This is a genomic window from Corynebacterium sp. KPL2825 (genome assembly GCF_037908445.1).
GTDB lineage: Bacteria > Actinomycetota > Actinomycetes > Mycobacteriales > Mycobacteriaceae > Corynebacterium > Corynebacterium kefirresidentii.
The window spans coordinates 33864-47371 of the sequence record NZ_JBBMGI010000008.1 but is presented as its reverse complement, the minus strand read 5'-3'; the positions used below and the strand labels follow the sequence as shown (position 1 = coordinate 47371).

At 58.1% G+C, this 13508-nt stretch carries 10 protein-coding genes; 5 read left to right on the top strand and 5 right to left on the bottom strand.

Annotation, left to right across the window (positions count from 1 at the left end; genetic code table 11):
* The first annotated feature begins 124 nt into the window (after nucleotides 1-124).
* Nucleotides 125-1600, top strand: a complete 1476-nt coding sequence (locus WMQ00_RS07650; RefSeq protein ID WP_248100246.1) for an NAD-dependent succinate-semialdehyde dehydrogenase — start codon at nucleotides 125-127, stop codon at nucleotides 1598-1600.
* A gap of 328 nt (nucleotides 1601-1928) precedes the next feature.
* On the top strand, nucleotides 1929-3140 hold the full coding sequence (locus WMQ00_RS07645; protein WP_200288506.1) for an MFS transporter: 1212 nt from the start codon (nucleotides 1929-1931) through the stop codon (nucleotides 3138-3140).
* A 168-nt stretch (nucleotides 3141-3308) separates the two neighbouring features.
* Here the strand turns inward: WMQ00_RS07645 and WMQ00_RS07640 are convergent, their stop codons facing one another.
* A complete protein-coding gene (locus WMQ00_RS07640; RefSeq protein WP_023020162.1) occupies nucleotides 3309-3941 on the bottom strand; it encodes an MOSC domain-containing protein in 633 nt (210 codons plus the stop codon).
* Between the two features lie 10 nt (nucleotides 3942-3951).
* Entirely contained in the window at nucleotides 3952-6525 is a 2574-nt protein-coding gene (locus WMQ00_RS07635; protein ID WP_340440844.1) for a hypothetical protein, read from the bottom strand.
* Nucleotides 6526-6698: 173 nt separating this feature from the next.
* Between WMQ00_RS07635 and leuS the strand changes: the two genes are divergently transcribed.
* On the top strand, nucleotides 6699-9545 hold the full coding sequence (gene leuS / locus WMQ00_RS07630) for a leucine--tRNA ligase (RefSeq protein ID WP_340440843.1): 2847 nt from the start codon (nucleotides 6699-6701) through the stop codon (nucleotides 9543-9545).
* On the opposite strand, the gene WMQ00_RS07625 is transcribed toward leuS, so the two are convergent.
* Nucleotides 9546-10187: a hypothetical protein gene (locus WMQ00_RS07625; RefSeq protein ID WP_340440842.1), complete on the bottom strand. Its 642-nt coding sequence runs from the start codon at nucleotides 10185-10187 to the stop codon at nucleotides 9546-9548.
* 332 nt (nucleotides 10188-10519) lie between these two features.
* On the opposite strand from WMQ00_RS07625, the gene WMQ00_RS07620 reads away from it, so the two are divergent.
* Nucleotides 10520-10990: a MarR family winged helix-turn-helix transcriptional regulator gene (locus tag WMQ00_RS07620; protein ID WP_200288508.1), complete on the top strand. Its 471-nt coding sequence runs from the start codon at nucleotides 10520-10522 to the stop codon at nucleotides 10988-10990.
* Between the two features lie 63 nt (nucleotides 10991-11053).
* Here the strand turns inward: WMQ00_RS07620 and WMQ00_RS07615 are convergent, their stop codons facing one another.
* A complete protein-coding gene (locus tag WMQ00_RS07615) occupies nucleotides 11054-12028 on the bottom strand; it encodes an MDR family oxidoreductase (protein ID WP_034655607.1) in 975 nt (324 codons plus the stop codon).
* Between the two features lie 78 nt (nucleotides 12029-12106).
* Here WMQ00_RS07615 and WMQ00_RS07610 point away from each other — a divergent pair, with 78 nt between their 5' ends.
* Nucleotides 12107-12697 (top strand): VanZ family protein, encoded by a 591-nt coding sequence (locus WMQ00_RS07610; RefSeq protein WP_232212565.1) that lies wholly within the window; start codon nucleotides 12107-12109, stop codon nucleotides 12695-12697.
* On the opposite strand, the gene WMQ00_RS07605 is transcribed toward WMQ00_RS07610, so the two are convergent.
* Entirely contained in the window at nucleotides 12694-13443 is a 750-nt protein-coding gene (locus WMQ00_RS07605; protein ID WP_239207693.1) for a DUF364 domain-containing protein, read from the bottom strand. The two genes, WMQ00_RS07610 and WMQ00_RS07605, sit on opposite strands and share 4 nt — an antisense overlap.
* Nucleotides 13444-13508 lie beyond the last annotated feature (65 nt).

Here is a 13508-nt window from a genome sequence, read left to right as displayed (position 1 = left end):
GATAAATATTCTCACAGCCCGAGCTGGCTTTCTCGCAGAAGAACGTATTCGGGACTTTAAAGACTTTAAAGAAACGAGTGGGGTACTGTTGGGTGCATTAACAAAGGGAAGAAAGGTGATGTAAATGACTATGAGTCCTAATGAGGTAGTGGCAAAGGTTCCTACCCAACTTTTGATTGGAGGCGAGTGGCGAAAGGCATCTTCCGGCGAGACTTTCACGGTGGAAAATCCCGCCACCGGAGAGACCATTGCTACGCTCGATTCTGCTAATTCCGCTGATGCGGTAGCCGCTCTAGATGCTGCTTGTGCGGTGCAAGATGAGTGGGCACGAACCACTCCGCGCGAGCGGGCGAATATCCTCCGCCGGGCCTTCGAGCTGGTACACGAGCGCGCCGATGAGTTCGCGACGCTGATGACACTTGAAATGGGAAAGCCTTTTGCCGAGTCTCAAGGTGAGGTCACCTATGGTGCTGAGTACCTGCGCTGGTTTAGCGAAGAGGCAACGCGCGATTATGGCCGCTATTCCCCCGTTCCGGAGGGCACTTTGCGTATGGTCACACGCCGCAAGCCGGTCGGGCCATGCCTGCTAATTACCCCATGGAACTTTCCCCTCGCGATGGCCACGCGCAAGGTGGCGCCTGCTGTTGCGGCAGGCTGCACCATGGTTCTGAAACCGGCCAAGCTCACCCCACTGACTACGCAGTACTTTGCGCAAACCATGCTCGATGCCGGCCTGCCCAAGGGCGTGCTCAATGTGGTTTCCGGAAGCTCTGCCTCAGCCATTTCGGAGCCTTTGCTTGCCGACGATCGCCTGCGCAAGCTTTCCTTCACCGGCTCCACCCCAGTGGGCAAGACTCTACTGAAGGGTGCCGCGGATAATGTGCTGCGCACCTCCATGGAGCTGGGCGGCAATGCTCCGTTCATCGTCTTTGAGGATGCGGATATCGATCAGGCCGTAGCAGGGGCCATGGGTGCGAAGATGCGCAATATTGGTGAGGCCTGCACTGCGGCCAACCGTTTCATAGTGCACGAGTCCGTGGCGGAAGAGTTTACGCAGAAGTTGGCGGCGGAGTTTAACAAGCTCGTCGTGGGCAATGGCCTGGACGAAGGCGTTACCTGCGGTCCCCTCATTGAGGCCAAGGCGCTCGACAATATTGCCGCCTTAGTGGATGACGCAGTGGAAAAGGGCGCCACCGTTGTTACCGGTGGCAAGCGTGGCGAAGGTGAGGGTCACTTTTATGCCCCCACGATCTTGAGCAATGTTTCACGTGAAACCCGCGTGGCCCAGGAGGAAATTTTCGGCCCGGTTGCACCTATCTTTACCTTCAGCGAGGAGGCGGAAGCCCTAGAGTTAGCAAACGAGACGGAATATGGTCTTGCGTCCTATGTTTTTACGGAAAACTCAGACCGCCTGTGGCGCGTGGCCGATGGTCTCGAATTTGGCCTGATGGGATTCAATGCCGGTGTCATCTCCAACGCCGCTGCCCCATTCGGCGGCGTCAAGCAATCCGGTTTGGGCCGCGAAGGTGGCGCCGAAGGTATTGAGGAATATACCTCAGTTCAATACCTGGGCATCCGTGACCCTTATGTCAATGTTTAGAAACGCAAGCGTCTGAAAAGACACACAGGCCAGCCGGGCTCCCTTTCGGGGCCCGGCTGCGGCTTAATAATGTAAACATTCATTAAAAATGAGCCCGTTTTCCCGAACTAAAGCATTTATCCTGCTCAAACCGTCAATATTGTTTGCATTGGGCTGCAAAAAGTGAGGCCGAACAAGACCAAGAGAGCCTTTTGATTAACCATTGAAGCTTGAGGGGCGTATAGTTCCTCTCCGTATAATTTAATTCGTATTTCCTTCGACTGCGCAGCGTGGCCTCATGGCCTGCTCGTGGAGAGGGAATTTTCTTTTTGTTATTTGGAGTGAGTATATGACGTCTACTGAATCTGCAGCGGCTAAGCCGCAGCTGATTACACCCACGTTCGTTCTCGCGTGGGTGGCTAATTTCTGTCAGTTTTTGGTCTTCTACCTGTCCGTGACCACCATGGCCCTCTACGCGGTAGAGAGCTTCGGGGCATCGGATACCGTGGGTGGTTTTGCCTCCAGCGCCTTTGTTCTGGGCGCGACGTGTATGCGCGTATTCTCGGGCTGGCTCGTGGACCGCGTAGGCCACAAGAAGGCCGCCCTGACCTCTCTAGTCTTCGTCACAGTTGTTGCTGTGGCGTATTTTTTTGCACAGAACGTCGCCGTTCTTATCATTGTCCGTTTCCTGCACGGCACGGGTTACGCTTTGACCTCCACCGCGCTTATGGCGGTGGCACAGTCCGTCATTCCGCACGAGCGCCGCGCGGAGGGTACTGGCTACTTCGCCCTCGGTACTACCTTGGCAACGGCCTTCGGCCCAGCACTCGGCCTCTTCTTGGCTAATAACATTGGCTACAACACGCTCTTTGCTGTAGCGCTAGGCGCTAATGTCGTGTCTTTGGTCCTGGCCTTGGTGCTGCGCTACCCAGCTGAAGTTTCCGCCGAGAAGCCGGCCTTTACGCTGCGCAATGCCGTGCACCCCAACGTGGTTCCCATCGGCCTGTTTATGTTGTTGGTCGGAATCGCCTACTCCGGTGTGGTCACCTATCTCAACGCTTATGCGCGCAAGGAAGACCTTGTTACCGGTGCAGGTCTGTTCTTTATTGGTTACGCAGTAACCATGCTTATCATGCGCTTTGTTTTGGGCCGCATCCAAGACCACAAGGGCGATAACGCCGTTATGTACCTCGGCCTTGCAGCCTTTATTATCGCTCTGCTCCTCATGGGCTTCCCCACCAACGACGTCATGCTGGTGGTTGCAGGCGCCTGCACCGGCCTAGGTTTCGGTACCCTCAGCCCCGCCTGCCAGGCTATCTCTGTGCGCTCGGTACCCGCCGCACAGATGGGCGCGGGCATCTCCACCATGTTCCTCCTGATGGACCTAGGCATTGGCCTGGCTCCGTTCGGCCTAGGCCCCATTGTTGGGGCAACCGGCTTTGACACCATGTACCTCATCCTTGCGGCCCTCGTAGTCATCGCAGCCATCTACTACTTCTTTGTGCACGGTCGCTTCCCCAAGGCCAAGGGGCACCATCTACACTTCGACGAAGGTAAGTAACACGGCACTCCCCTGTTAGCCTGAAGCATTAAAAGCACACCAGCCACCGAGGTTGGTGTGCTTTCGCTTTAGGTAGACCGTGCGGTTGTAGTTTGAGGGTCCGGAGGCTGGGGGTCGCGCGCAGCGCAGGAACGGAAAACTCGCCGAATAAGAGTCCAGGGTGTAGGGCTAGGCGCGCAGACTGTTGTTCTGGTGAGGGGGCAAGCAGCCAGCCTCGATTACGCGCTGGGCAAGGGTACGGTTGCCCATTTTGGCGGCAAAGGCGATGCGCATAGTGATGTCATGGTTGGGTGGCGCATCCATTGTGATGCAGTCGCCGGGTTGGATGCGGCCGGGAGAAATAATGCGCAGATAAGTACCGCAATCGCCACGGGCGGTCCAACGCTTGAGCCACCCGCGCTCCCCTAGCCAGCCGGCAAAGGTGGAACAGGGTTGGCGGGGAACGGATACCTCAAGTACAGCGGTGCCGATTCTTAGGCGTTGGTTAATGAGTAGAGCGGACAGATCGACGCCTTGGGTGGTGAGGTTTTCACCAAAGCAGCCAGACGCCAGCGGGCGGGAAAGCTCGGATTGCCAGTAGTCCAACTCTTCGCGGGCGTAGGCGTAGATGGCTTTATCATTGCCGCCATGATGTTGGGTATCACCAATTATATCGCCGCGCACGCCGGAACCGTCGCCATAATGGGGGCCGGGCGCAGCCACATCGATGAAGGATTGCGGCTGCTTATCGATGCCCGAAAACTCGTGCCGCCCGCTCGGGTCTGGCCGGCGGACGGCGACATTGGTGGAAATGACCTGCATGCCTGCCACACTAGCTGAGCGTGAGCGCCTCCGCGGTGAGAATATCGCGGTAAAACAGCTGCGGAGCGAGGGAGACGGCCTCGGCTAGCTGCGGGAGGGCGCCGTCAAGCGCGGCGGCGAAAGCGGGATCAGCCAGCTTGCCATTGGCCACGCCGCGCGCCGTGATGGCAAAGACGTAGGAGATAAACGGCATCCAGGCGGAATCGCCGAGCTCCGAATTGCCATCACCAAAGGCATCGAGCGCGAGCAAGGTGTGCAGTACGGACTTATCCACACCTAGCTGCTGCAGCGTTATCCGCAGCTGCAGGGCGGTGCTGCGCAGGTTGGAGATGGTGCCCAGGCGGGTGAGCGCGAGGTCGTTGGCAAAGCATTCGCGCAGTGCAGCGATTCGGTGAGCATCGTCGCAGAGCTGATCGTTGGCCGTCGATGGTGTGGGCGCCTCACCTGTGGCGCTCATCAGCAGCATTGGGCGGGTGACATCGTCGACGCCGGTGGACGGCACGCGCGCGAGCGCGGCGGAGCCGTGGGCTTCGATGTAGTCATGGGCGGCGTCGGCAAGCGCGGCCAGCAGTGAGGAAGGCTTTTCGGCCGGCTCCTCGCGGCGGAAATTGCGGGAGACCAAGCCGGTGCGGACAAAGGCGCGCATGCGCTGGCCCGGCTCAAAATCCGCCGCCATGAGGGCATCCATGCTGGCACGCGGATCGGCCTCAATCTCCTTGATGATCGCCTCGAAAGTTTCCTTGGCCTTGGGCGCTAGGCGGCGCATAGCCGCGTAGGTGGGCCACAACCCTTCGGTGTTTGCGGTTTCACCGTCCTGGAAGATGATAAGCGCGCTCGCCGGCGGGTACTGCGGCGCGGCCAAGTCGCTGGCCGGTTCGTCCTCCCGGAAATCCACGATGAGGTGGCCGGCATCCAGCAGCTCCTCGGGCAGCTCGAAGCCTTCCTCGGTGGGGTCCAGTGGCATCGGCTCGCCTGCGGGATTGCCCAGTGGCCAAGCCCATGCCAGCAGCTCCACCTCTTCCTCGTGTGGCTGCTCGGGGACGAGGATGCCATCCTCGATGGTGGCGCGGGAGACCAACGGAGCTTTGCGCACGGTGGCGATGGCGGCATAGATGAGGTCGCTGGCCGCCGTGGCTTCATATTCCATAACGCGCCGGTCAAAGCTGCGCTTTTGGTGCGCTGCGCGCTCCTTTTCCGGCAGGCCCTCGAGATACTCCTCATAGGAGAGCGTGGACCACAAGAGATAAAGCTCCAGCGAGGTCTTTTTCGTCAGTGCAGATTTCAGCGCGCGATTCGGCACGGATAGGCTGGGAGCCGCCTCCGTAGAGCCATTGGCGGTGACGAGGTCCCTGATCTTTTGGTTTTTATCAATGACCACGAATTTTGCCAGCGGTAATGGCTCCGGCGAGTGGATGGTAAAGAGGGCATCGGCATCGAGCTGATCTGCCAGGATGACTTGTTTATCGAGGTAATCGACTGGTTCGGCCGCGGTGCGCTTGACCCGGGTACGAATCGTCGCCGGTTCCACCTGGAAGGTCAGCTCATAGCCGGCCTCGCTGCCGATGGTCTCCTCGCGCACGCTCTCGTCCTCACCAAAGACGCGCTGGCCATTTTCCATCTGGATGGGCTTGCTCGGCGCAGAGGCCAAGGCGTAGCTAAACGGTGAAAGATTGCCTAGGGCGTCGATGAAGCGGAAGTTAGTGCCGCGCGGGCCCTCGTTTTTGGCGCGCATATGCAGTGTTTCCGCGAAGTTAAGGTACTGGATATCCACCAGTTCCTCATCCTTGTACAAGCTAAAGCGGTAACGACCTACCCAGGGATCTTCGAAGGCATCTGCCGGGAGCACCTCGTGGATGCCCTCCGGTAGCTCATCCTCCAGCACGGCCTCTTCTTCCCCACCGATGGGGACATAGGTCAATTCCATGCTGAGCTCTGTGTTCGCGATGACGCGCGGTGACTGGGTATAGACCAGCTCGCCATCTAGCCCGTGGGCATTGGGCAGCGACTTGACGGCCATATCCCAGGCAAAGTCAGGGCTGCCAGACACCTTGATGGTGGCGGGCTCCTGTTGTGGTGCCTCCACCGTGAAGGATTGGCTCACCTCTAACGGGAAGATGGACCAACCCTCCCAGGCGCCGTGTGGGCGAGCTTCGCCGGCCTTAGCCTTGGTGAATTCCGTGCCAGCAGGGGCGATGCAGGTATATGAGCCTTTAGGCATCGCTGCGGTGGTATCGACCGGACGATGGGTGGAATCCAGCACTAAGCCGCCATTGGCCACGCCGGCGAATTCCAAGGTGTGCTCCTCAAAGGAGACGCTCAGGTGGCTAAAGGGGTGGGGCATGCTGATCCATAGCCCAGGCTCCTCGCCCTCCACGTAGTAGAACTTACGAGTGTCCTCGCTGTCGTCGAGCAGCTGAGCGGACACGGTCCACTGGGGATCCTCTGGCTCATAACCTGCGGTTAAGGCTGGTAGGTACAGCTCCAGAGTGTGGGTAGCTGGGGAGAGGCGCAGGTGCGGAATCCCCTGAAATACCGCTGCGTCTGCAAAAGATGAAAGCTGGCTGCGAAACTTCTCCTGGCTCATTTACCCCAGCCTAGATCATTTTCATGCAGATCTGCATTTTGGCTGCGAGCGGGGGAAATGACCCGAAAGCCGGGGGTGAGTCCAGCGGAGATTTTGGGTGCGCGTGCCCAGCAGGACGCGGAACGGGCAGCGAACTACACCGCACCGGCACGCGGCTATTACACTGTGTGATTATGAATACCCAGAGCGATTCCACCTCGTACCGCTATACCCCGGAGCTGGCGAACCAGATCGAGAAAACCTGGCAGCAGTACTGGAAAGACAATGGCACTTTCAACGCCCCGAACCCGGTAGGCGAGCTCGCCTCCGATGCGGGCGAGCTGCCTAAGGAAAAGCTCAATGTGCAGGATATGTTCCCCTATCCCTCCGGTGCGGGCCTGCACGTGGGACACCCGCTGGGTTATATCGCCACCGATACCTATGCTCGCTATAACCGCATGCTGGGCAAGAACGTGCTGCACACTTTGGGCTACGATGCCTTCGGCCTGCCGGCCGAGCAGTACGCCATCCAGACCGGTACGCACCCACGGACCACCACCGAGGCGAATATTGAAAACATGCGCCGCCAGTTGGGCATGTTGGGACTCGGCCACGATCCGCGCCGCTCCGTAGAATCTACGGATCCGGAGTTTTTCAAGTGGACGCAGTGGATTTTCCTGCAGATTTATAACTCCTGGTTCGATGAGGAGCAGCAAAAGGCTCGCCCCATTGCGGAGCTCATCGAGGAACTAGAGGCCAATAAGCGCACTACCAAGGACGGCCGCTACTACGAGGACCTCACCGAAGAGGAAAAGGCCGCGGCTATCGATGAATTCCGCTTGGTCTACCTGTCTAATTCCACGGTGAACTGGTGCCCAGGCTTGGGTACCGTGCTGGCAAACGAGGAGGTCACCGCAGAGGGCAAGTCCGAGCGCGGCAACTTCCCCGTATTTCGCAAGAATTTGTCCCAGTGGATGATGCGCATTACCGCCTATTCCGATCGTCTGCTCGATGATCAAGAGCTTTTGGATTGGCCGGAGAAGGTCAAGTCCATGCAGCGCAATTGGATTGGGCGTTCCCGCGGCGCGGAGGTCTCCTTCCCCGCTGAGGGCTATGAGATCGAGGTCTTTACCACTCGACCGGATACGCTTTTCGGCGCCGAGTACGTGGTGCTGGCCCCAGAGCATGAGCTTGTCGATGCCCTCCTCTCCCCCATCCCTTATGACGATGACGTAGACGAGCGTTGGACCTACGGTCACGATGATCCCAAGGAGGCCGTGGAGTCCTACCGCACCGATATTGCCGCCAAGTCTGATCTAGAGCGGCAGGAAAACAAGGAAAAGACCGGCGTCTTCCTGGGTACCTATGCCACCAATCCGGTTTCTGGGAAAAAGGTCCCGATCTTTATCGCCGACTACGTGCTGACCGGCTACGGCACCGGCGCCATCATGGCAGTTCCAGCGCACGATACCCGTGACTACGAGTTTGCCAAGACCTTCGGCCTGCCCATTACGGAGGTTGTTTCTGGCGGCAACGTGGACGAAGAAGCCTGGACCGAGGACGGTGCCCTGGTTAATTCTGCCAATGACAAGGGCCTAGATCTCAACGGCCTGAATAAGGCCGAGGCTATTGCCAAGGCCATTGAATGGCTGGAAAAGGACGGCTCTGGCCGGGAAAAGGTGCAGTATAAGCTGCGGGATTGGCTCTTCGCCCGCCAGCGCTACTGGGGCGAACCCTTCCCCATCGTCTATGACAAGGATGGCTTTGCCCACGCCCTGCCAGAATCCATGCTGCCAGTGGAGCTTCCACAGGTAGAAGATTATAAGCCGGTTTCTTTTGATCCAGAGGATAAGGATTCCGAACCACAACCCCCGCTAGCTAAGGTGCGCGACTGGGTCGAGGTAGAACTTGATTTGGGTGACGGCCCGCAGACCTACTTCCGCGATACCAACGTAATGCCGCAGTGGGCAGGTTCTTCCTGGTACCAACTGCGCTACATCGATCCCCGCAACGATGAGGCATTCTGCGATATCGAAAACGAGCGTTATTGGACGGGCCCGCGACCGGACCAGCATGGTCCACAGGATCCGGGCGGTGTCGACCTTTATGTCGGCGGTGTCGAGCACGCCGTATTGCACCTGCTTTACTCCCGCTTCTGGCATAAGGTGCTCTTTGACCTGGGATTTGTCAGCTCTCAAGAGCCCTACCGTCGCCTGTACAACCAGGGGTATATCCAGGCCTATGCCTACACCGATTCCCGCGGCGTGTACGTGCCAGCTGCTGAGGTAGAAGAAAAGGACGGCAAGTTCTACTACAACGGAGAAGAGGTCAATCAGGAATACGGCAAGATGGGCAAGTCCCTGAAGAATGCTGTAGCTCCGGACGATATCTGCCGCGTCTTTGGTGCCGATACCCTGCGTGTGTATGAAATGTCCATGGGTCCGTTGGACACCTCCCGCCCGTGGGCTACCAAGGACGTCGTCGGCTCCCAGCGCTTCCTGCAGCGCCTGTGGCGCCTTGCCGTCAATGAGGACACCGGAGAGCTGGCCACTACCGACGCCAATTTGAGCGAGGATGATCTCAAGCAGCTGCACCGCACCATCGCGGGCGTGCGCGATGATTATGAGAACCTGCGGCTTAATACCGTGGTGGCCAAGCTCATCGAGTACGTCAACTACCTGACCAAAACCTATCGCACCGAGGCACCGCGCGCCGCCGTGGAACCAATCGCCCAGTTGGTCTCCCCCATCGCCCCGCATATCGCGGAAGAACTGTGGCAGCGCTTTGGCCACGACGAGACCATTACCTATCAGCCCTTCCCCGCCTTTGAGGAAAAGTACCTGGTAGATGATGAAATCGAGGTGCCCGTACAGATCAACGGCAAGGTAAAGGCCCGCATCAACGTAGCTGCCGATGCCGACCAGGAGGCGGTCTTCGAGGTTGTTCTGGCCGATGCCAAGATCGCCGAACTGACTAGTGGAAAGAACGTAGTGAAGAAGATCTACGTGCCGGGCCGCATGGTCAACCTCGTCGTCAAGTAGTCACTCCTCCCAAAACTCCGTGGCGCACAGCGCTATGCCGTGTGCCCGGATTCCCTGGCCGACCTCCAGTTTCTCGTTCACAATGAGCGGCAGGCCGTCGAGGTCGCATACCCAAAACTCCCCCATGCCCAGCTCATTGCTGTGCTTGGCGATGTGCCCGATGGTTCCCGCCACCTCTACCTGCGGGTTGAGCATGCTGGGCTTTAAGTTCCGATAAAAGCGCTCGGTAGCAGGAGAATTCAAAGAAAATTCCTCCGGCTCCCCCACCTCGTACCGCAAGGCCACAACCGCCGGCTGGACCTGTCCCTCTAGCTTTTCGCCTCCGACGGGGTTTCCCGCTGGCAGGGCAAAGGGTGCATCCGCCAGTGCTGCGAACCGTAAATCCCCCGTCTCCACAATGCCGATATAGGGCGTTGCGCGATAAATCGTTCCTAGGGCCTGTTCCCCTCCCCGATACAAAGGAACTGCGGCCCACTTCCCTTCGTACTCCATCGCGGTGACCGCCATATCGGACGGATCTGCGTGAAAAAGGACTCGATCAAATCCAGGTGCATCCCATATTTCGCGGCTTGTGGGTAGCTCTGCGATGAGCTCTTCTATATCCATTAGATCAAAACCACATGTGCTAAATAGCTTATCCATGCTCGCCATTTTAAACACTTCGGTCGCTTCTCCCGAGACGCCGTTTGTTCCAGCGGACGGATCGCTACTAAGACTTTTTGTTTAACTATTTAATTTTTGCGGCAATAACATAACGGATTAAATATTTGGATAACCCGGCCAATAGTGTTCCAAAAGCAAAGCAATTATGACTTTGGCCCTAAAGATGTAGGGGCATTAAATTGTTGACATGCTATACGCCCGCCGTATTAAAGTAGTAGGAGTTGTTGTATCAACTCCCGATCGCCTAATGGGTTGCTAGATCAACTGCGCTGTTTAAGCTGTTAAATAACGGCAATCGAAGGAGGATAGCCATGCGTGTGGAGCAGAGTGCGGCATGGGGAGATTTTGTCACTATGCAAGAGGCGCTCCACGTGCGACTTTCTACACAGTTGCAGAGAGACTCTAGTCTGAGCGAGGCGGACTATGCGGTGTTAGCGGTGTTGCATCGCCGCCGCAAGATTCATACCCGTCCGCATGAATTGGGGACGGAACTACGATGGGAAAAATCGCGCCTGCATCGACAGCTGGTGCGCATGGAATCACGAAAATTGGTCTCCAGGCGGGAAGCGCCGGAACTTGGGCCTCGAGCCATTGAAGTCACTGTGACGGAAAAGGGGAGTGCTGCCTTCAGTGCGGCAATAGCGCGCCATACCGCCGCAGTTGATGAAATCGTGGTGAGCACCCTTAGTGACGAAGACCTACAAACTTTGGGGGAAATTTCTCGGAAGTTGTTGCGTGGGATTGATGAGCAGGGCGCTGGAGAGTTCGCTTCTGAAGCCTAACCGCGTATGCAAAAGGCACCCGCCATGACGGCGGGTGCCCGGGAAAATTAGCTAGGGCGCAGCCTAGGAAATCTTGAGGACGGTGCGTCCGTGGTGGGTGCCCTCTAGAAGGGACTTGGATTCCTCGACCACGTCCGAAAGTGGAATCGTTGTGGTCAGGGACTCAAGAATGGAACGGTCTAGCTTGCGGGCCAAGAGCTGCCAAGCGTTCTGGCGGTAGTGCAGTGGGGCGTCTACGGAATTGACGCCTGCCAAGTGCACATTGCGCAGAATGAATGGCAGCACGGTGGTGGGAAGATCCGGGCCGGCGGCCATACCGGTGGAGGCGACGGTACCGCCCCAAACCGTGCGAGCCAATACATTGGCCAAGACATGGGAACCGGAGGTATCGACAGCACCGGCATAGGTAGCCTTCTGCAAGGGTTTTCCGGCCTCGGCGAACTCGGCGCGGTCCACAATGGTGTGGGCACCGAGCTCGTGAAGATACTGGGAATAGTCATCTGGACGGCCGGTCATGGCGTGGACCTCGTACCCGGCATTGGACAGGAGGTTCACGGCGATGGAGCCGACACCGCCAGTTGCGCCGGTGACCAAAACGGGGCCATCGGGAAGCCCGCGCAAAGAGTTGACGCACAGTGCAGCGGTATAACCCGCGGTGCCGACAGCAGCTGCCTGTTCTGCGGTGAAGTCTGCGGGGAGCGCGACGGTGGCCTGGGAGTTAACGCGCTGCTTCGGGGTGTAGCCGCCGTGGCGGAACTCGCCAAGGCCATCACCGAAGGAGGCGACCAAGGTACCCACCGGTAGACGCTCTACGCTGGACTCGGCAACGGTGCCGACCACGTCGATGCCTGGAACCAAGGGGCTGGTGCGCATCACACCGCGGTCGCCCGCGATTGCCATGGCGTCCTTGTAATTCAGGGAAGAATAAGAAACATCAACGGTAAGGTCACCCTCGCTGAGGAACTCTCCCTCTTCAAAGGAGGTCGTGACGGTTTTGTCTTCGTTGCGAGTTACTAGTAGCGTGCTCATGCTCACCATCGTACGTTAAATGTGATGCAGGGATTCGACAGCGAATCTCCCGGGAATTTTTCAGACAGGCTTGTTAACTTGGGCATTATGACGACGACCACTGGATCCACCCGCACTTCGCACCAGGTAAGGGCGCAAGGCGCGCCTTCCAAGCGCACGTTGTGGCGCAGTGCTGGCGTTGCCTGCGTGGTCGTTGTGGTGGCTATTGCCGTAGCTACAGTGGGCAAGCCGTTTATTGATATTCCCGGCGTGCTCGATGCCTCTGCACATGCCCGCCGCAGCCTGGATCTGCAAATGTTCAACGGCTTTAATAACCCTCATCCGTGGTGGGGGCCGTGGACCAATACCTTGGGCAATATAGCGCTCTTTTTCCCACTTGGCGCGTGCTTGGTAGTGATGGGGCAAAATTCGCGCCACGTCCGCTTTGGCCGTGGCGGAACCATCCTTCTAGCGATGGCGCTCAGCTTGGGCATCGAAACTACCCAATATGTATTCTCACTGGGCTTTAGCGATGTCGACGATGTGGTTTTCAATACCCTTGGAGCGTCCTTGGGCGCGTTCCTAGTTAGCCGCAAGAGCGCACAGGCGCAGCTGCGAGCCGTCCGCGCTATCGGCTGGATGGCTGCATTGGGCTTGGGTGCCCTCGCCGCTGCGATTGTGGCCGGAGTAATTGTCTAAGTACCCAGGCTGACGCGGTGCCCGAAATTAAACATATCGAGGGAATCTCCCTCTTCGAGGCACTCAAACATACCGGCGGCGTCGGTGGGAACTATGCCGGTTACCTGTGATACCCCGTAGTCCTGAAGGAGAATAGGGGCCAGAGGCGTTGAGGGCCCCAAGATTACATTGATGGACTCGCGGGAGAGCTCGAGCAGGCGGGGCGCGGTCTTATTAACAAAGGCGGAGCCGGTAATGAAGACATAATCGCACTCGGGCAGTATGTACTCGGCGGCGGAATCGGGGTAGTCGCCCTCATTGAGCGAACGCTCTAGCATATAAAAATCCGCCGCCTGGTTGAGCGCCTTAGGCGCAAAAGGGAAGTGGCCAATTACGGCGACCTTCTTACCCGCGACGGCTTCGCGGAAGGGATCGAAGATTTGGGGCCAGGGGGCGTCGGCAAGCGCAAAGCCATGTTCATCAGCCACGGAAGGCGTGGCGTAATAGGAATTGAGCGCAGCCATGCCGAAGGACGCCTCTGAGAAATTCCAACTCTTGGCCAGCTGTGCGATGGCACGTAAGGGAACGCCGGAGTACTCAGCGCTCATCTGGGCGGGGCGGGAGGTTGCTGACATGGTCATGGCCACGCCGCAGCTAGGACTTTCGGTGTAAACGCGGGTCCACCGCGGGTTTTGGGCAGCGCGGGAGACCACTATGTCACGGGGAATGGCATCGATGAGGTCATCGTAGAGATCCCAGGCGGACATGAATAAACCAGCTTTTCCTTATTGTTTGGCACTGCTTGTGAGGAGGCAGTTTAGTCGAATAGGTG